17 protein-coding genes are annotated in these 20,286 nt (G+C 38.5%); 14 read left to right on the top strand and 3 right to left on the bottom strand.

Translation table 11 applies throughout. The features are described 5' to 3' along the window. Nucleotides 1-398: 398 nt before the first annotated feature. From C1724_RS18315 to C1724_RS18345, 7 genes are all read left to right on the top strand, one after another. A complete protein-coding gene (locus C1724_RS18315; protein ID WP_102348197.1) occupies nucleotides 399-788 on the top strand; it encodes a GntR family transcriptional regulator in 390 nt (129 codons plus the stop codon). After that, complete coding sequence (locus C1724_RS18320; RefSeq protein WP_102348198.1) at nucleotides 781-1,683, top strand: ABC transporter ATP-binding protein; 903 nt, start codon at nucleotides 781-783, stop codon at nucleotides 1,681-1,683. Before C1724_RS18315 ends, C1724_RS18320 begins: the two co-directional genes overlap by 8 nt. Continuing rightward, nucleotides 1,658-3,664: an ABC transporter permease gene (locus C1724_RS18325; protein WP_102348199.1), complete on the top strand. Its 2,007-nt coding sequence runs from the start codon at nucleotides 1,658-1,660 to the stop codon at nucleotides 3,662-3,664. Before C1724_RS18320 ends, C1724_RS18325 begins: the two co-directional genes overlap by 26 nt. A gap of 232 nt (nucleotides 3,665-3,896) precedes the next feature. Further along, complete coding sequence (locus tag C1724_RS18330) at nucleotides 3,897-4,340, top strand: DUF1934 domain-containing protein (protein WP_102348200.1); 444 nt, start codon at nucleotides 3,897-3,899, stop codon at nucleotides 4,338-4,340. A gap of 19 nt (nucleotides 4,341-4,359) precedes the next feature. Continuing rightward, nucleotides 4,360-6,030 (top strand): arginine--tRNA ligase, encoded by a 1,671-nt coding sequence (gene argS / locus C1724_RS18335; RefSeq protein ID WP_102348201.1) that lies wholly within the window; start codon nucleotides 4,360-4,362, stop codon nucleotides 6,028-6,030. Nucleotides 6,031-6,359: 329 nt separating this feature from the next. After that, a complete protein-coding gene (locus C1724_RS18340) occupies nucleotides 6,360-6,794 on the top strand; it encodes a MarR family transcriptional regulator (protein ID WP_102348202.1) in 435 nt (144 codons plus the stop codon). A 96-nt stretch (nucleotides 6,795-6,890) separates the two neighbouring features. After that, complete coding sequence (locus tag C1724_RS18345; protein ID WP_102348203.1) at nucleotides 6,891-7,517, top strand: FMN-dependent NADH-azoreductase; 627 nt, start codon at nucleotides 6,891-6,893, stop codon at nucleotides 7,515-7,517. Between the two features lie 82 nt (nucleotides 7,518-7,599). Here C1724_RS18345 and C1724_RS25740 read toward each other — a convergent pair whose 3' ends face one another. Further along, on the bottom strand, nucleotides 7,600-7,767 hold the full coding sequence (locus C1724_RS25740) for a hypothetical protein (protein ID WP_180994330.1): 168 nt from the start codon (nucleotides 7,765-7,767) through the stop codon (nucleotides 7,600-7,602). Nucleotides 7,768-8,078: 311 nt separating this feature from the next. Here C1724_RS25740 and C1724_RS18350 point away from each other — a divergent pair, with 311 nt between their 5' ends. Beyond that, complete coding sequence (locus C1724_RS18350; protein ID WP_102348204.1) at nucleotides 8,079-8,237, top strand: XapX domain-containing protein; 159 nt, start codon at nucleotides 8,079-8,081, stop codon at nucleotides 8,235-8,237. Nucleotides 8,238-8,509: 272 nt separating this feature from the next. On the opposite strand, the gene uvsE is transcribed toward C1724_RS18350, so the two are convergent. Both uvsE and cls read right to left on the bottom strand, forming a co-directional pair. Next, on the bottom strand, nucleotides 8,510-9,466 hold the full coding sequence (gene uvsE, locus C1724_RS18355; RefSeq protein WP_102348205.1) for a UV DNA damage repair endonuclease UvsE: 957 nt from the start codon (nucleotides 9,464-9,466) through the stop codon (nucleotides 8,510-8,512). 59 nt (nucleotides 9,467-9,525) lie between these two features. Beyond that, complete coding sequence (gene cls, locus C1724_RS18360; RefSeq protein ID WP_102348206.1) at nucleotides 9,526-10,728, bottom strand: cardiolipin synthase; 1,203 nt, start codon at nucleotides 10,726-10,728, stop codon at nucleotides 9,526-9,528. A 288-nt stretch (nucleotides 10,729-11,016) separates the two neighbouring features. Between cls and C1724_RS18365 the strand changes: the two genes are divergently transcribed. From C1724_RS18365 to C1724_RS18390, 6 genes are all read left to right on the top strand, one after another. Next, the gene (locus tag C1724_RS18365) at nucleotides 11,017-13,119 is read left to right on the top strand and encodes a heterodisulfide reductase-related iron-sulfur binding cluster (protein WP_102348207.1); all 2,103 of its coding nucleotides are present in this window, start codon (nucleotides 11,017-11,019) and stop codon (nucleotides 13,117-13,119) included. Nucleotides 13,120-13,585: 466 nt separating this feature from the next. Next, nucleotides 13,586-14,764: an acetyl-CoA C-acetyltransferase gene (locus C1724_RS18370; protein ID WP_102348208.1), complete on the top strand. Its 1,179-nt coding sequence runs from the start codon at nucleotides 13,586-13,588 to the stop codon at nucleotides 14,762-14,764. Nucleotides 14,765-15,191: 427 nt separating this feature from the next. Beyond that, on the top strand, nucleotides 15,192-16,043 hold the full coding sequence (locus C1724_RS18375) for a 3-hydroxybutyryl-CoA dehydrogenase (RefSeq protein WP_102348209.1): 852 nt from the start codon (nucleotides 15,192-15,194) through the stop codon (nucleotides 16,041-16,043). A 34-nt stretch (nucleotides 16,044-16,077) separates the two neighbouring features. Further along, entirely contained in the window at nucleotides 16,078-17,211 is a 1,134-nt protein-coding gene (locus tag C1724_RS18380) for an acyl-CoA dehydrogenase (RefSeq protein WP_102348210.1), read from the top strand. A gap of 291 nt (nucleotides 17,212-17,502) precedes the next feature. Next, entirely contained in the window at nucleotides 17,503-18,645 is a 1,143-nt protein-coding gene (locus C1724_RS18385) for an acyl-CoA dehydrogenase (RefSeq protein WP_102348211.1), read from the top strand. Between the two features lie 928 nt (nucleotides 18,646-19,573). Beyond that, nucleotides 19,574-20,203: a TetR/AcrR family transcriptional regulator gene (locus C1724_RS18390; RefSeq protein ID WP_102348212.1), complete on the top strand. Its 630-nt coding sequence runs from the start codon at nucleotides 19,574-19,576 to the stop codon at nucleotides 20,201-20,203. Nucleotides 20,204-20,286 lie beyond the last annotated feature (83 nt).

Consider the following 20,286-nt stretch of genomic DNA (forward strand, 5'->3'; position numbering starts at 1 on the left):
CCAAGTGCCTGTCACTTGTCGGAATATGTCGAAATGCTTTAAAAATAACTTTATATAAAAAGAGCAGGTGCATAACAAAAATGTTGTGTGCCTGCTCTTTTTGTTTGCTATTTTTTCGGGTGGTGCCTGTCACTTGTCGAATTGCCTTAGAGTATTATTGCTTGCATAGTTACTTATCGGATTCGACAAGTGACAGGCACCTGTCGGTCTAGGTCTCGGTCTCGGTCTAGGTCTCGGTATTGGTCTTGGTCTAGGTCTTGGTCGGAATACAATATAAAAATTTGGAAAATTTGTACTTTACTTGAACTGTATTACGTAATATAATACAGATAGAACACGTAATACACGAGATACAGTTATTAGTAATATTGCAGGAGAAGGTTGAAAGGAGGGTCCGTATGTTCCAATTGGATGTTCGCAGTCGCATTCCGATTTATGAGCAGCTAGTCGAAAACTTTAAGGATCTGATTATTAGCGAAGTATTGAAAGCAGATGAACAATTACCGTCCGTCCGTCAGCTGGCCAAAGATTTAACGATTAATCCGAATACAATACAAAAAGCGTATCGGGAATTAGAACAGCAAGGTTATATTTATTCAGTTCCAGGGAAAGGCAGCTTTGTGACACCATCATCCGAGATCAATAAGGGGGAAAAGGTGAAGAAAATGAAACAAGAGTTAATAAAACTAATTTCTGAGGCGATGTTTCTAGGAGTTGGTAAAGAAGAAATTGTTTCTCTGATTGAAGAAGCCGAGCAGTCCGTAAAAGGAGGCGAACGACATGATTAAAGTGACAAACATCAGTAAATCGTTTGATGGTCTAGAGGCTGTTAAAGATGTCAGTCTGCAGATTGAAAAAGGATCCATCTACGGTTTATTAGGATCAAATGGAGCGGGAAAAACAACACTTTTAAAAATACTAGCTGGTATTTACAAACAAGACAGCGGTCAAATATCCATCGCTGATAAACAAGTTTTTGAGAATGTGAGTTTAAAACAGAAAATCATCTTCTTGCCAGATTCACTTTACTTTTTTTCACAATATACGATTAAACAAATGGCCGATTATTATCGAAGTCTTTTTCCATCATGGAATGAAGAGAGGTTCCAAAAATTGGGGGAAGTTTTTCCGATTGATCAAAACAAAAAAATTCACCGTCTATCAAAAGGGATGCAGCGCCAAGTAGCTTTTAGGTTAACGCTGTCGACAATGCCGGATGTACTGCTTTTAGATGAACCAATTGATGGATTAGATGCGGTTATGCGTCAAAAAGTAAAAAACCTGTTATTCCAAGATGTAGCGGAACGGGAAATGACGGTGTTAATTTCCTCGCATAACTTGCGTGAGGTCGAGGATATATGTGATCATATTGGCATTTTACATCAAGGTCAAATTATTATTGAAAAAGATTTAGATGATTTAAAATCAGATGTTCATAAAATCCAAGTTGCTTTTAAATCAGGACAAATTCCAGAAGATTTTCGCAATGGTCTTGATATCTTATATGAAGAACAACGTGGCAGCGTTCTCCTTTGTATCGTAAGAGGAAAAGAGGAAGAAGTTACAGCTAAGGTAAGTGCATCCCATCCAGTTCTTTTTGACTTACTACCATTAACTTTAGAAGAAATTTTTATATACGAAATGGGGGATGTCGGTTATGCAATCGAAAGTATCATGGTTTAATCGGGGAGTGATTACGCAAGACCTTCGAAGTGTAGGCTGGATTGGTATCGTATATCTCATGATATTATTGTTTTCTGTTCCGCTACAATTAGTGATGATGCATGGAAACGAACGATACTCATTTCAATTTACTGAAACGGGTAGTCTGTTTGCACTTTTAGATGGCTTTCAAATATTCTTGATATTTACTATTCCTGTATTATTAGGAATCACAATTTTAAGATATTTACATGTCAAAGCATCAGCAGATTTTATTCACAGTTTACCGATCAAACGCTCAGCATTATTTAATAATCATGTCATCTTCGGCAGTCTATTACTCATACTGCCAGTACTGATTACGGCAGCGGTAACTGCTGTGACTCACGGTGTACTAAAACTGGATGAATATTTTACATTCGCTGATATAGCAACATGGTTTGGAATCACAATTTTAATGGACTTGTTAGTGTTCATACTGACATTATTAATCGGAACAATAACAGGAATATCAGCCGTTCAAGGGGCATTAACGTATATTTCTTTAATCTTTCCAGCAGGGATATTAATACTTTTTTATTATAATCTAAAATATTTCATTTTTGGCTTTGCTTATGATTACCACTTTGATCGAAATATTGAATATTTGACCCCCATTGTTCGAATGGTTGAAATCACAAGATGGGGAATTACAGCTAAAGAGATTACTATTTATATAGTTTTGTTAATTGTCTTTTATTTGCTAGGTATGTTCGCCTACAATAAACGTCATATTGAAGGAGCAACGCAAGCGATCGCGTTTCGATTTCTAAAGCCAATTTTTAAATACGGCGTGACTTTTTGTGCAATGCTATTAAGTGGCATGTATTTTGGTGCAACCCAAGGCGATGATTTTGGGTGGGTTTTATTCGGCTATTTTATCGGATCGATTATTGGTTATATTGTCGCCGAGATTATTTTGCAAAAATCATGGCGGGTATTTAAAAGTCTGAAATGGTACGTTGCATATGGGATTGTGGTTATTGCAACTGGGTTTTTATTAAACTTAGATATTACAGGCTATGAAAAACAAGTTCCAGCGGTAAATGACATTGAACGTGCGTATTTCGGCGATAACGTTCATTATTTACAAGCTGAAGAAAACATGAGCGATTCGGAAGCGGTCAAAATGAATGCTATAAGTGAAAAAGATCGTTACTATTTTAGTGATAAAGAAAATATCGGTTCTATCGTGATTCTTCATAAAAAACTGATAGATGATAAAAATGAGATTCATAATAACAATCTTGGGAGATATTATAAAAATATTGCCATTGCCTATGAATTAAAAGATGGCAGTAAATTGGTACGCCAATACCAAGTGCCGGAAGATTCTTATACTAGCTTATATAAGGTCATTTATGAATCAGATGAATATCGCTATTCGCATAATGAATTATTAAGATTAAAAGAAGAAGTAACAATAGATAAAATACGCGTTTCTTCTCATAACTTCATACCAAAAAGCTATGAAACTACAGACGCAGAGCAAATTGCGGAAATGGTAAAAGCGTTGAAGTATGATATGGAGCATGAACCATATGAGGAAATGTTTGACCATAGGGAACCATGGGGCGACATTGAGTTATTATTAGAAAATGACCAGCGTGTGCATATCACGTGGAAAAAGTCATATAATCAATTTGATAATTGGTTAGAGGGAGAAAATTTACTAGATAAAACAAGAGTTGTTCCGTCAGATATAGAATATGTTGTGGTAGCAAAAAGTGATAAGTGGCAAAATGCACCTCATTGGTCGTCGGAAGAGGTTATTCAATATATCGAAAATAATGAAGATGCACTAAAGATTGAAAACCCTGAGGAAATCGCGCAATGCTTGTTACAAACTACATGGGCACCTGATAGGGAATATATTGTGGCAGTATATCCTAAGGGCTCAGGCAGCCCAATGGTCCAAGGGCTCGTAGAAGCACCAGAATTCATTGTAGAGCAGTTGAATTAAAGGGCCAAATTCGGGAAGGGAAGTTCCTGTTTTTCGGGAAGTGCCTGTCACTTGTCGAATGGTTAATAGATAGTAGAAAACGAGTAGGCATAAATGGCCTACTCGTTTTCTTGCTTCGAGCTGTTGGATTCGACAAGTGACAGGCACCTGTCGAAAGAAAAACGCTACTTGCTATCACGCTGTACAATCTATATAATAGTAAAGTTAAAGAGACTATGAGGACGTGTCATGAATGGAAGAGAAAGACGTACATAAAAAATCCATACAATTAAAGCTTGTGACAGAAATTCGTGATCGTGGTCGTAAAGAGCAGGTTAACCTTGAAACGGAAGGCACTCTTTATGAAAAAGATAATGCAACTTTTCTTGCCTATAAGGAAATGATGGAGAATGTAGGTAGCGTTTCAACGATAGTCAAAATAAAAGAAAATGAAGTCACGATTGTTCGTTCAGGTGGAGTGTCAATGCGGCAAACTTTTCGAAAAGGTGCAACAACTTCAGGCACATACCAAAGCCCATATGGTACATTAGAGATGGTCACAAAAACGGAACATATCGATTATACATATCGCACTAACTCAAAGAAAGCAAAGCTTAATTTGACTTATCAACTAGAAATGCAAGGTGAATCAGTTGGACGTCACCGCTTAACATTTTTAATAAAACAAATGAACTAAGGTGAAGGAGGATTATAAAATGAATATTGTCGAACAGGTAAAAGATCGGTTAAAAGAAGAAATTAAAGCTGCAGTTGTAAAAGCTGGCTTGGCAAACGAGGCAGACATTCCAGAGGTTGTGCTCGAACTTCCTAAAGAAAAAGCGCATGGTGATTACGCAACTAACATGGCGATGCAGCTTGCACGTGTTGCCAAAAAAGCACCGCGTATGATCGCTGAAGAGCTAGTTAATCATTTTGATAAGTCAAAAGCATCGATTGAAAAAATTGAAATCGCGGGTCCTGGCTTTATCAACTTTTACATGAATAATAATTACTTAACAGAGTTAATTCCAACTATCCTAAAAGCAGGACAAGCATATGGTGAAACCAATGTGGGGAACGGTCAAAAGGTTCAGGTTGAGTTCGTATCAGCCAACCCAACAGGTGACCTTCATTTAGGACATGCCCGTGGTGCAGCTGTCGGCGACTCACTGTGCAACATTCTTGATAAAGCAGGCTATGAAGTTGCTCGTGAATACTACATTAACGATGCAGGTAACCAAATTCACAATCTTGCTCTTTCAGTTGAGGCACGTTATAAGCAAGCGCTTGGTCAAGATGCAGCAATGCCTGAAGATGGTTACCATGGTGCAGATATCGTTGGAATTGGTAAAAGCCTCGCTGAAGAGCAAGGCGCTGCGCTTTTAGAAAAAGACGAAAAAGAACGCTACAACTATTTCCGTGAGTATGGCCTGAAATTTGAGCTAGCGAAGCTGCGCAACGATCTTGAAAATTTCCGCGTACAGTTTGATAACTGGTATTCTGAGACATCGCTATACGAAAACGGTAAAATCGACGTCGCATTAAGTACACTGCGCGAAAAAGGCGAATTGTTTGAAGAAGACGGCGCGACTTGGTTCCGCTCAACAACATATGGTGATGACAAGGACCGCGTATTAATTAAAAACGATGGATCATACACATACTTAACACCGGATATCGCGTATCATCAAGACAAATTAAATCGCGGTTTTGAAAAGTTAATTAATATTTGGGGCGCAGACCACCACGGCTATATCCCAAGAATGAAAGCGGCTATTCAAGCGCTTGGTTATAACGCCGATACATTAGAAGTAGAAATCATCCAAATGGTGAACCTTTTCCAAAACGGGGAAAAAGTTAAAATGAGCAAGCGTACAGGTAAAGCTGTTACATTGCGCGAGTTAATGGAAGAAGTAGGAATTGATGCAATGCGCTATTTCTTCGCGATGCGCAGTGCCGATAGCCATCTAGATTTTGATATGGATTTAGCGGTATCAAAGTCTAATGAAAATCCTGTTTACTATGCACAATATGCGCATGCACGTATTTGCAGCATGCTGCGTCAAGGTGAAGAAAACAATTTAACCTTTGAAGGTGACTTAGAGCTTTCACATATTCAATCTGAAAAAGAATTTGATTTACTGAAAAAATTAGGCGAATTCCCTGAAGCTGTTGCTGAAGCAGCTGAAAAGCGCTTGCCGCACCGCATTACAAATTATATTTATGAACTAGCAGCTGCCCTTCACAGCTTTTATAATGCCGAAAAGGTATTGAATCTAGATGAACTTGAAAAATCTAAAGCACGTCTTGCACTAGTTAAAGCTGTGCAAATTACATTAAAAAATGCATTAGATTTAGTTGGTGTATCCGCACCGGAAAAAATGTAATATAATAGCATTATATGATTGGTTTCCCTCGCTCACTCGGAGCGGGGGTATTTATCGTTTATGCGCTTCACACCTTGAAAAAACTATAAATGGAAGTGAATGCTATAACCAACTTCTATCTTTTCGCTCTAGCATGCGTTTTGGGTGGAATGAGTAGTTGGCAGTTATGCGTTCAATGGGATCTAATTGTTATAAAGAAGTATTTATACAAAACAATGAATTCGTAATATATCATCTCGAATTGTTTTATTGACATTTATCTTCATCGTGGTTATACTAAAGCCATAGTGAATTTAGTATGTATAGCAACTAAAAGTGAGGGGTTTCGTTTGAAACTTACTTTTCATGATATTATAAGTATTAAAATCCATAAAACCGACTTGTTTCTGACTAGCCTTGTTAAGAATAAGTTAGAGCCATTTAATATTGCGCCTGAGCAAAATCTCATTATGATGTTACTATGGGAACAAGATGGCTTATCGCAAAATCAGTTGGTTGAAAAGCTTGACAAGGATAAAACCAATATTGCTAGAATGGCTGCTAGTCTAGAGCAAAAGGGTTTTGTGAAAAGAATGAATTGTCCCAACGACCGTCGTTCAGTAAAGTTATATCTTACGAATAGCGGTAAAGAGCTTGGTAAAGAAATCATTCCAATTATCGAAGAGTTTAACGATATAGTGTGCAATGGTTTATCAAGCGAAGAACTAGTAGAGCTGGAAAGATTATTATCAAAAATTACTAAAAATGTCCGTTCCTCACTATAATCTACCTAGGACATTTTGGCCATTTAGTTGCTATAACAACATAATCATGCAAAAAGGTTGCTATGACAACCTTACTAATTAGGAGGTTTTTTACAAATGACAAATGTACTATTTATTAAAGCAAATAACCGACCAATTGAACAAGGAGTTAGTGTAAAGCTTTATCACACATTCCTTGATAGCTACAAAAAAGCAAATCCAGATGATGTAATTACTGAACTTGATTTATTTGCAGAAAACTTACCTTATTATGATAACGAAAAAATGACTGCAATGTTCAAACTTTCAAAAGGTATGGAATTAACAGCATCTGAACAAGAAGCAGCTAACTTAGTTAATAAATATTTAGATCAATTTCTTGCTGCAGATAAAATTGTAATTGCATTCCCATTATGGAACTTCACTGTACCTGCAGTACTGCACACGTATTTAGACTATTTAGCACAAGCAGGCAAAACATTCCGTTATACTGCAGAAGGTCCAGAAGGCTTAATTTCTGACAAAAAGGTTGCACTTTTAACTGCTCGTGGTGGCGTTTATTCTGAAGGACCTGCAGCAGCAGTTGAAATGGCAGATAAATTTGTTAGCACGATGTTAGGATTCTGGGGTGTACAAGATATTACGAAGGTAATCATCGAAGGCCATAACCAGTTCCCAGAAGAGGCAGAAAGTATTATTGCAAAAGGTTTAGATCAAGCTGCAACTGTGGCAACAGAATTTTAAAATAGTAAACAAAAAACAGGGGCAGTTAACAAACCCCTGTTTTTTTGTTTCTGAGAATTATCGATTGTTATTGTGTGGACAATTAGTGTTGTTTATTTTGATTAAAGTAGGGGAAATAAGGATAAACGACTAGCGATCCATTGGTTGTTGGTTTACTTAAAAATTGTTTATTAGCATTTTCAGCTAAAGCCTTAATGTGTTGAGATCCGCTACCGTCGTAGTAGATTGGCTTTGCGTTATTAGTATTCATACAACACCTCCTATTATTCATTTTAAGTCCTGGTAAATTTGGACTACTTATAGTTATTTTACCAGAAAAAGGGAGGTAAGAGTATGTTGTTTTTTAAATATTCTGTAAAATATAATTGCAAATTTCGATCATTAATCACTGGTTTTCGCAAACCAATTTACAATTTTGCATGTTTTAGATTTAGTAAATGTTGCTTGGTTTGTCTGAGCGGTTAAAACTCGATGATTCAAGGAAAACTAACTTAAATTGAAAGTCAGTTGTCATTTATATTTTATCAAAATAGGATTAAGTCACTTAAGGAGTTGTATATAATGAAAGAAGTTTTACTTTCTTTAGGGACAGGTGCTGCTGTAGGTTTTCTTTTTGCTTTAATAAAGTTGCCAATCCCGGCGCCACCAGCTTTGGCAGGTGTAACAGGTATTGTAGGGGTTTACCTTGGATTTAAAATTTTTCAAACGTTGTTTGGATAATTGAGCGATAATGCTAAGTATTCTACCTTGAGAAAATTAGAGTGATTGTTGCACATTTTATGCGGGCAAATTGTCCGTTATTTTAGTTTAAAGTGCTATCTATAAAAGTTTACCGGACATACGATACGCTATTTCATAGAAATGCATGTAATTCTATTTATTTTTGCTTAAATAACAAACCCAGTGTCCGTAAAAGCTATCAAAGGCATCATATGTCCGTAGAAAATATAATTATTGCATAAGAGGATATACTTCCACCTGTTATTTAATACTTATTTAATTTCAATTACTGCACCACCGATACGCTTAATTCCACGAATACTACAAAGATCCTCAATCAGCTTTAACAAGGCTTGATCCTTTTTTTTCGCCTCAACCATCACATCAAAATCCAACTTTAGTTTTTTGGTCATTTCAATAAACGGTAAGATAAAATCAACATCGACGTGATCTGCATGATGGCGAAAGTCTTTATCAGACTTGGGAGAAGAAAGGTGCACTTTTGGACGTAATCGCATTACTCCCCATGTATCAAAAATTGCCGGCAACATACTTTCCAGCTCATTGTCGCATTGATTGGCAAGATGATGGTGATAGTCAAAAATCAACGGAATGTTCTCTTTTTGACAAATCGCCAATACTTCCTCTGCATTATACGTTTTGTCATCATTTTCAAGGGTCATTCGTTTTTTTATAGGTTCTGGTAGCATTTTTAAATTTTCGTGAAATCGTTTCACGGCACTTTTTTTATCACCATAAGCACCGCCCACATGAATATTAATTAAGGCCTCCTGTTCAAGCCCCATAGCTTGCAGGAGGTTATAGTGATACTCCATATCAACAACCGCATTTTTTGAAATCCGTTCTTCCTCACTTGTAAATAGTGTAAATTGATTAGGATGAAAACTTGTACGAATGCGATGTGTTTTTACAAGTGCACCAAGTTCTATCAATTCTGATTGAAAGTATTTTTGAAAGTCAAACCGGACTTCAGGGTGTGTGGCTAAAGGTATCATCGAAGAAGAAAACCGATAAAGCGGAATGTCATGGGCGATATTATAATGAATAATTCTTTTCGTATGCATGATGTTTAAAAAACAAACTTCCTTCAGCTTTTCCTCTCGATTTTCTTTCTTTAGCTGCTTCCAGCTTTTAAAGGTTAAAGCTTTGGAAGGAGAACATTCCCATAGTGCCAATGCTTGGGATACATACCCAAATCTTATTATCATAGTCCCACCAAATTTCTTATAGTCTTATCATAAATAATGAGTAGCGACTGTCATAAAACTTACAGTAAATCTGAAACCATAGTTGACAGCAGTTCTTTGCCCCGTTGTAAATATGGACGGTTATTATATATTTTCATGGTTAATCTCTCAGCATTAAATTGAATATCGCGCATATACTCGTTTCGAATTTTTTCGATGAAAATGGGGTCGGTAATTAAGCAGTTGATTTCCTTATTAATAAAAAAGCTTCTTTTATCAAAATTTGCCGTTCCAATGTCGCAAAAGGTTCCATCTACAAGCAGAATCTTTCCATGGTAAAATCCGCGAATATATCGATAAATTTCACATTCTGCTTTTAGCAAATTTTTAAAATAAGGGTACGATGCTTCCTTAACAAAAGCATGATCGGCTTTTAAAGGCACAAGAATGGTGACCTTCACACCTCGTTTTCTTGCAGCAAGAATTTCATTAACGACCTCATTGCCAGGAATGAAGTAGGGTGTACCAATCATAATTTCCGATTGAGCTTTTTTAATGAAATTGATGACAAATTCCTTCATAAAAGCTCCATCTGTTGGAACAAACTGCATCGGTGTTTGCCCTTTAAGCAGCTTAGGATAATAGCCGGTGTGTTCAAAACTAATTACATCATGATTTCCTGTAGCTTTATGCCAATCTAACAAAAATTCAGATTGTAAGTCCTGAACACCATCACCAAAGATCTTCAAATGGAAATCACGCCAATAACCGAGCTCAGGGTCTTGACCTAAATATTCTTTACCGATATTAAAGCCGCCAAGATAGCCGATGGTGCCATCGACGATTGTAATTTTACGATGGTTACGATAATTTAACGAATAAAAAATAAAGGGTAATTTAATTCTGTTGCTATATGCAAATTGAACACCACTTTCTCGGAGTTTCTTTATGGTCTTTTTAGGAATGTGACTTCCGATGCGATCAACTAATAATCGTACAGTCACACCCTCTTGTGCTTTTTTCCGTAATAAAGTAAGAAACTCACGACTAACATTATCATTTTTTACAATATAAAAGAGGATATGAATATGATGCTTAGCATCAACAATGTCTTGAAATATATTTGTAAATAATTCCTGGCCATCATTAAAGAGGAGCCATTTACCACGCCTAGTTGGATAGTGGCGTCTAGAGACATTTTTCAGGTGATGCCATCTCCCAAGGTTATAGTCAATAACTAACCAAGCTATGAGTAATGCAAACGAAAGGAAAATTACCTTCATAGATCAAACTCCTTGTAGGAATAGTGACGTGAGAGCATAGATTGGTTTAGCTTAGGGTTGCGCTCCAACGAATGATAAATAGCGAGTCATAGTGGGTAAATTTAATGCTATTAATAGTAGTATGGCCAACTATTGCTTGTACTAAGAAAAAATTTTTTCAAAAACATTGTCGACTGAATGATCATTCAAGAATTTCGTGGTATAATAAATTTCAGAATATTGGCAAGTTTGCAACACGTGGTTTATAGTTATGATATATGATTAAAAACATAAGAAAGGGGACTACAAATGTTAATAGTGAATTGGATTGCATTCTTAGCTGTAACCGCTTACGGTCTTTATTTATTTTCTTATCTCATTAAAACAAGATATGAGTATATTAAGCTTGGTAAAAAGGTAGAGTTCGATCGTAAGTATAAAGAGCGTCTCGAGAAAATTTGGGTAATGGTATTTGGACAAAAGAAATTACTCAAAGATAAAAAGAGCGGGATCATTCATGTAATGATGTTTTATGGATTCATCCTTGTTCAATTTGGAGCGATTGATTTTATTTGGAAAGGGTTAGCGCCTGGTTCACACTTGCCGCTAGGACCTTTATATCCTGCTTTTACATTTTTTCAAGAAATCGTAACGCTAATGATTTTATTAGCCGTCATACTGGCATTTTACCGCCGCTACATAGAAAAACTAGTCCGCTTAAAGCGGGGTTTCAAAGCAGGACTTGTGCTCATTTTTATCGGTACATTAATGCTTTCAGTATTACTTGGAAATGGTTTGGATCTTGTATGGCATGGACATGAGCCGGCATTAAGTGAACCTGTTGCAGGTTTAATTGCGACTATTTTTGGAGGTCTGGGAACAACGGCTGCAGCTGTCATATTTTACGTAGCATGGTGGATTCATTTAATCGTGTTATTAACATTCCTAGTGTATGTTCCGCAGTCGAAACATGCCCACCTAATTGCAGGACCGATCAATGTATTCTTTAATCGTATCGACAATCCCGGTAAATTAAGACCGATTAATTTTGAAGATGAAACGCAAGAATCGTTTGGCGTTGGTAAAATTGAAGAGTTTACGCAGCACCAAATGATTGATTTTTACGCCTGTGTGGAGTGTGGACGCTGTACAAATGTTTGCCCGGCAACAGCTACAGGTAAAATGCTATCTCCGATGGATTTGATTGTAAAAATGCGTGATCATTTAACTGAAAAAGGAGCCGCCATTACGTCGAGGCAACCATGGGTTCCTACATTTGCGTTTTCGGGAACGGTCGGTAACCAATTAGCGTTAAAGTCAGCAGGTAAAGGTGCAGAAGAATCTGCAGCAGCGGTTGATTATAATACTAGTTTAATAGGGGACGTAATTACTGAGGAAGAGATTTGGGCTTGTACAACCTGTCGTAACTGTGAAGATCAATGTCCGGTTATGAACGAGCATGTCGAGAAAATCATTGATTTAAGACGTTACCTTGTATTAACAGAAGGAAAAGTAGACAGCGAGGCACAACGTGCAATGCAAAACATTGAGCGCCAAGGCAATCCATGGGGCATCAACCGTAAAGAACGTGAAAACTGGCGGACATTACGCGATGATGTTGAAATAAAAACTGTAAAAGAAATGACCAAAGCTGGCGAGGAATTTGAATACTTGTTCTGGGTTGGCTCAATGGGATCTTACGATAATCGCAGTCAAAAAATTGCGCTATCATTTGCAAAGTTAATGAACGAAGCAGGCGTGAAGTTTGCGATTTTAGGAAATAAGGAAAAGAACTCAGGCGATACACCACGCCGTCTAGGCAATGAGTTTTTATTCCAAGAGCTCGCAACAGGTAATATTGCTGAAATTGAAAAAACTGGTGCATCAAAGATCGTCACAATTGATCCGCATGCATATAATACATTGAAAAATGAGTATTGTGATTTCGGGTTGAATGTTGAGGTTTATCATCATACAGAGCTTTTAGCGCAGCTTGTAAAAGATGGCTGCTTAAAGCCTAAGTATGAGGTGAATGAAACAATCACGTTCCATGATTCTTGTTATTTAGGACGATATAACGAAGTATACGATCCACCACGTGAAATTTTAAAAGCAATTCCGGGTGTGAAGTTAGTGGAAATGGAACGTAATCGTGAAACGGGCATGTGCTGTGGTGCTGGGGGCGGCTTAATGTGGATGGAAGAATCAGTCGGAAATCGCATTAATGTTACCCGAACTGAACAAGCGCTGGATGTTAATCCAACCGTTATTTCAAGCGGCTGTCCGTATTGCTTAACTATGTTAAGTGATGGAACGAAAGCGAAAGAAATTGAAGATAAAGTTCATACCTATGATGTAGCGGAGTTATTAGAAAAAGCAATCTATCGCAAAGAAGAGAGCATTGTGCAATAGTATTGGGAACTAAGGTGATGCAGTAGCTTGTATCACCTTAGTAAAAATTTTTCTTGTTATGTTGAGCGAGCGTTCAATCGGATGAGCTATCTTGGAAGTTGTTGGTGGTTGTCTGTTGTAGGATGTTGTTTGATGTTCTAGGGTGTTTTCGAATCAGTAACCAGTAGTATCCGTAACCGGACATATGGTTCGTTATCTTAGGTAAAAAGGCTATATTTTAGAGTTTAGCGGACAAATGATCTCTTATTTCAGTAAATAGAGGGTTGTAATCGCTGATTTTGATAATATAAAGGATTTATTGTCCGGAAAAGTTTCAAAATGGGCTTATTTAGTGAAAATAAGGCACTGTATGACCGCTAAATTGAAACGAATGCATAATAAAGTTCTTAAAATTGAAATAACTGAAACGAAGTGGGCATGGTAGAGATCTTTCGACTCGACGACTATCCATTAAGGGGGAGAATGTATGACGAAGACTGTGATTGTTGGTGGTGCAAGAACACCGTTTGGGAAGTTTGGGGGCGGTTTGAGTTCTTTATCTGCGGTTAAACTGGGAGGAATTGCAATAAAGGCCGCGCTGCAACGTGCAAAGGTGGATCCGGCCGAGGTAGGGGAAGTTATTTTCGGTACAGTACTACAAGGCGGTCAAGGGCAAATTCCTTCACGCCAAGCAGCAGTTGAGGCCGGTATTCCATGGGAAGTTCAAACGGAAACAATCAACAAGGTTTGTGCATCAGGACTTCGCAGTGTGACCCTAGCAGATCAAATTATTCGGACTGGTGATCAAGAAATAATTATAGCCGGTGGAATGGAGTCGATGAGTAATGCGCCATACTTTCTGCCAAATGCTCGTTTCGGAATGAGAATGGGGAATTCAACTGCAGTTGACTTAATGATCCATGATGGTTTAACATGCTCGTTTAAAGACGTCCATATGGGCACATATGGTAATAGCACCGCTGAGGAGTTTGGACTATCGCGTGAAGAACAAGATGGTTGGGCATATCGCAGTCATCAGCGTGCGCTTGCGGCAATGACTGAAGGTAAGTTTGCAGCTGAAATTGTCCCAGTCTCAATTCCGCAGAGAAAAGGAGATCCGATTGTAGTATCACAAGATGAAGGGCCACGTGCCGATACATCACTTGAAAAACTAGCAAAATTACCGCCAGCGTTTGGAAAGGATGGCACGATAACAGCGGGTAATGCACCAGGTGTAAATGATGGAGCTGGAGCACTTGTGTTAATGTCTGATAAACGAGCTGAAAAAGAAGGAAAAGATGTATTAGCTAAAATCGTGGGTCATACAGCCATCGCTGTTGAAGCACATCGTTTCCCGGAGACACCTGGTCTTGTTATTAACGAATTGCTAAAGAAAACTGGCAAAGCACTTGAAGAGATAGCTTTGTTTGAAATAAACGAGGCGTTTGCTGCTGTTACGTTAGCCAGTGGAATAATCGCCGGACTGGATCCAGAAAAGGTGAATGTTAACGGTGGTGCGGTTGCACTTGGGCATCCAATTGGAGCTAGCGGCACGCGCATTATATTAACATTAATACATGAACTAAAGCGGCGTGGTGGTGGCTTTGGAATCGCGGCTATTTGTAGTGGCGGCGGTCAAGGTGATGCCATTATGATAGAAGTTTAGCTTAAGAGTTAAGTTTTACAAATATGTTTAGTACAGATTTTTTTCCGGGAAATAATTCTTAAGAGTTAATTGTTTAAGTTGAAGGATATTTTGCTTTTTATCAAATATGCGGACATATGATGCGTTATTTTAGTCAGAAAGGGCTTTTTTAAAAATTTGGCGGACATATGATCCTCTATTTTAAGGAAATGGGTGCCATTTTGGATGATTTTAGCTAAATAACGAACTATATGTCCGGAAAGACAACCAAATAAGCCGTTTTTATTGAAATAAGGGCTTTTATGTCCGCGAAAATGTAGCAACCATTGAAAATTGAAAAGTAGCATCATTAAAAACCGGTGCAAATATGCACAAAGCAAGGAATGAGTGCCACGAATTTTATTATAGATTGTTCTACAATAAATCAACTGAGGGGGATTTTAATAGCATGGATGTAAAAAAGGTAATGGTAATTGGGGCAGGTCAAATGGGCTCAGGTATTGCACAGGTTTGTGCGATGGCAGGCTATGATGTGATTTTACAAGACTTAAAGAGTGAGTTTTTACAACGGGGCATTTCGGTCATAACGAAAAATTTACAACGTCAAGTCGATAAACAGCGCATGACAGATGATGAAAAGGATGCTGTATTAGGAAGATTGCAAATTTCTACAGACATTGAATCAGCTGCAGAAGTGGATTTGGTGATTGAAGCGGCTGTTGAAAATATGGAAGTTAAGGCATTAATTTTCAAGCAGCTTGATGAAATTACAAAGCCAACAACGATACTCGCATCCAATACATCGTCACTACCAATTACAGAAATTGCAGCAGCTACAAACCGTCCTGAAAAGGTAATTGGCATGCATTTTATGAATCCGGTACCAGTTATGAAGCTTGTTGAGATAATTCGCGGTTTAGCAACGAGTGATGAAACTTACCAAGTTATTGAAAATATGACGAAAAGGCTGAGTAAGGTACCGGTTGAAGTTAACGATTTTCCAGGTTTTGTGTCCAACCGGGTGTTAATGCCGATGATTAACGAAGCGATTTATACCGTTTATGAAGGGGTGGCAACACCTGAAGCGGTTGATGAAGTGATGAAACTTGGCATGAATCATCCTATGGGGCCGCTAACATTAGCTGATTTTATAGGATTGGATACATGCTTATATATTATGGAAGTGCTGCATGAAGGCTTTGGTGATGATAAATATCGTCCATGTCCGCTACTTAGAAAATATGTGAAGGCAGGCTGGTTAGGTAAGAAGTCAGGCCGTGGTTTTTATACGTACGAATAAGACATCAGAGAAGAGTACCCAAGGGGGAGTTACTATGGAGCTGCGTTTTACAGAGGAGCAGGAAATGATGCGAAAAATGGTACGGGATTTTGCTCAAGCTGAGGTTGCCCCATTTGTTAATAGAATGGAAGAAAACGATGAGTTTCCTAGAGATATTCTAAATAAGATGGCCCAGTTAGGTTTAATGGGAATCACCATTCCGGAGACATACGGTGGTGCCGGTATGGATTATACATCCTATATCATTGCCATCCATGAGCTTTCAAAGGTAAGCGCCACCATCGGGGTTATTTTATCTGTCCATACATCTGTTGGTACAAATCCGATTCTATATTTTGGTAACGATGAACAAAAGAAAAAGTACGTACCAAAGCTTGCTGCTGGGGAATATTTGGGGGCTTTTGCGTTAACAGAACCTGGTGCAGGTTCGGATGCATCTAATATAAAAACTCGAGCAGTTAAACAAAATGATTACTATCTTTTAAATGGCTCAAAGATTTTCATTACAAACGGCGGTGAGGCTGATACGTATATTGTATTTGCGGTTACCGACTCCGAACAAGGCAGCAAGGGAATCTCAGCTTTTATCGTAGAAAAAGATACAGAAGGTTTAATTATTGGGAAAAATGAACATAAAATGGGGCTCCATGGATCCAAAACCGTGCAGCTAATATTTGAGGATTGTAAAGTGCCAGTTGCAAATTTGCTTGGTAAAGAAGGCGAGGGTTTCAAAATTGCGCTAAGTAACCTTGAAATGGGCCGAATCGGCATTGCCGCTCAAGCGTTAGGGATAGCCGATGCAGCTTTCGATGCCGCGGTAAGCTATGCGAAGGATCGAAAGCAATTTGGAAAACCGATTGCCTTGCAACAAGGTGTGGGATTTAAGCTTGCTGACATGGCTACGGCAGTCGAGGCAGCTAAACTATTAGTCTACCGTGCAGCATTCTTGAAACAAAGTAATCTTCCATGTAGAAAAGAAGCCGCAATGGCCAAACTTTTTGCATCAAAAACTGCTGTTGAGGTATCAACCGAGGCCGTCCAAGTATATGGGGGCTACGGCTACACAAAAGAATATCCTGTAGAACGCTACTTCCGCGACGCAAAAATATGTGAAATATACGAAGGCACAAGCGAAATCCAGCGTATTGTAATAAGCCGCAGCTTGTAAGTGGAAAAGAGAAAAAAAGAAATGAGATAAAAGCAAGAAAAAGGACAAAAGAAAAAGACAAAAGAAAAAGTCAAAAGAAAAAGAAAGAAAAGAAAAGAAAAAAAGAAAAGAAAAAAAGAAAAGAAAAAAAGAAAAGGTGCCTGTCACTTGTCGAAATTTGTCGAATTCAAAAGTTATAATTTTGTATATAAAGTGATTGTATTAGCGGTTGGATAGAACTGATTCGACAAATTCTGACAAGTGACAGGCACCATAAGAAAACAGGCACCATAAGAAATGGGGGATACTGATATGAATTTTTTATTGTCTGAAGAGCATGAAATGTTACGTAAAATGGTTCGCGATTTTGCAAATGATATGGTGGCTCCTACAGCAGCTGAACGTGATGAGGAAGAACGATTCGATCGTGAGATTTTCGATAAAATGGCAGAGCTTGGATTGACGGGAATTCCATGGCCAGAGGAATATGGTGGCAGTGGTTTTGATTATTTAGCATATGTAATTGCTGTAGAGGAGCTTTCGCGTGTATGTGCATCCACAGGTGTTACTCTATCAGCACACGTATCATTAGCAGGTTGGCCGATTTATAAATTTGGGTCTGAAGAGCAGAAACAAAAATATTTACGACCAATGGCAGAAGGTAAAAAAATTGGTGCTTATGGTTTAACAGAACCGAATTCAGGATCTGACGCAGGTGCGATGAAAACAACTGCCAAATTAGATGGAGATCACTATGTTTTAAATGGTTCCAAAATCTTTATTACTAACGGCGGCATTGCCGATACGTATGTAGTGTTCGCTGTAACAGATCATGAGCAAAAACAAAAAGGTGTTAGTGCGTTTATTATCGAAAAAGACTTCCCAGGATTTTCAGTTGGTAAAAAGGAAAAGAAACTGGGTATTCGTTCATCACCTACAACTGAAATTATCTTCCAAGACTGCATTGTGCCGAAGGAAAATCTTTTAGGCAAAGAAGGGGAAGGCTTTAAAATTGCAATGATGACGCTAGATGGCGGTCGGAACGGTATTGCGGCCCAAGCGGTAGGAATTGCTCAAGGCGCTCTTGATGCTGCTGTTGCGTATGCAAAGGAACGTAAGCAATTTGGTAAGCCAATTGCACTGCAACAAGGAATTGGCTTTAAATTAGCAGATATGGCAACTGCTATCGAGGCATCAAGATTGTTAACCTACCAAGCTGCTTGGAAGGAAACAGAAGGTATCCCATACGGGCAAGCATCAGCAATGGCTAAGCTTATGGCAGGCGATACTGCGATGAAAGTTACAACTGAGGCAGTCCAAGTGTTTGGCGGTTATGGTTATACGAAGGAATATCCTGTTGAACGCTTTATGCGTGATGCCAAAATAACTCAAATCTACGAAGGAACGCAGGAAATCCAACGGTTAGTTATCTCAAGGATGTTAATTGCAGATTAAGCGATTTTAGATTGGGTTTTTATAAAACACAGCTTTTTATTAACTTGCTTTTTTTGATATGTGGTCTGAGACCTTTTGATCGTGCCCGAAAACAAGTTGAAGTGCCGGATAAGGTAACGAAAAAGTCGTAATCGTGCCCGAAACCAAGCGAAAGTGCCTTATAAGGTAACGAAAAAGCCCTAATCGTGCCCGAAACCAAGCGAAATTGCCAGATAAGGTAACGAAAAAGTCGTAATCGTGCCCGCAACCGAGCGAAAGAGCCGGATAAGGTAACGAAAGAGTCGTAATCGTACCCGAAACCAAGCGAAAGAGCCGTATAAGGTAACGAAAAAGCCATAATCGTGCCCGAAACCGGGCCGAAGAGCCGTATAAGGTAACGAAAGAGCCCTAATCGTGCCCGAAACCAAGCGAAAGAGCCGGATAAGGTAACGAAAAAGCCAAAATCGTGCCCGAAACCAAGCGAAAGAGCCGGATAAGGTAACGAAAAAGCCCTAATCGTGCCCGAAACCAAGCGAAAGAGCCGAATAAGGTAACGAAAGAGTCATATTCGTGCCCGAAACCAAGCGAAAGAGCCTGATAAGGTAACGAAAGAGTCGTAATCGTACCCGAAACCAAGCGAAAGAGCCGGATAAGGTAACGAAAGAGCCATAATCGTGCCCGCAACCAAGCGAAAATGCCAGAAACGGTAACGAAAGTTCCTGGTTCATGCCCTATATCGCACCTAACATCCCAAACTAGTACCGAACGAAGGCAACAACCATGCCTATTTAAAGCTTACTAGTCCGAACCACCAACAATTACTCTGCAACCATAGAGATTTAATGGAATGACCGGTTAGAATGGGATAAAATAGATATAAAGTTTAATAGGTATCGGAGGTTGGCGTTCAAGCTAGCTTCCTTCTTCTAAAGTGGGGGATAGGATAGATATGAATAAACGTGAAGTACCAGCTTCGGTGAAAGACGAAAAATTAATTCAGAAACGAAGAGATCAAATGATAAAAGGTGCGGTAGAGCTTTTTATAAAAAAAGGATTTCACCGCAGCACAACAAGAGAAATTGCTAAAGCTGCAGGTTTTAGCATTGGCACTTTATATGAGTACATTCGCAAAAAAGAAGATGTGTTGTATTTAGTTTGCGATTCTATATATGATCAAGTTCAACAAAAAATGCAGGAAGTAATCGATACGGACCAAGGTGATATTGAAAGCCTTAAGTCAGCTGTCATTTCGTATTTTAATCTAATGGATGAAATGCAAGATGAGGTTTTAGTTATGTATCAGGAGGCGAAATCGCTAACGAAAGATGCGCTTCCATATGTGCTGAAAAAGGAAATTGAAATGGTTGAGATGTTTGAAAAAGTTATACATGGTTGCGTGCGTAATAATGAAGTGGAATTAAGTGAACAGGAAATTAAACTTATTGCCCATAATATTTTTGTTCAAGGTCAAATGTGGGGCTTTCGCCGTTGGGCACTAGGAAGGCTCTATACACTGGAAGAATATACAGAGCTGCAAATAAATTACCTGTTAAATGGTATAAATAAAGGCGGTCAATAAAGAAACACTTGCATCATGTTAAAACCTGTGACCCACCAAAGGTGCCATTATGGACAATTGATATTTTTCCAGGGAAAAGTGAA

The sequence above is a fragment of the Bacillus sp. Marseille-P3661 genome, assembly GCF_900240995.1.
GTDB lineage: Bacteria > Bacillota > Bacilli > Bacillales > Bacillaceae_J > OESV01.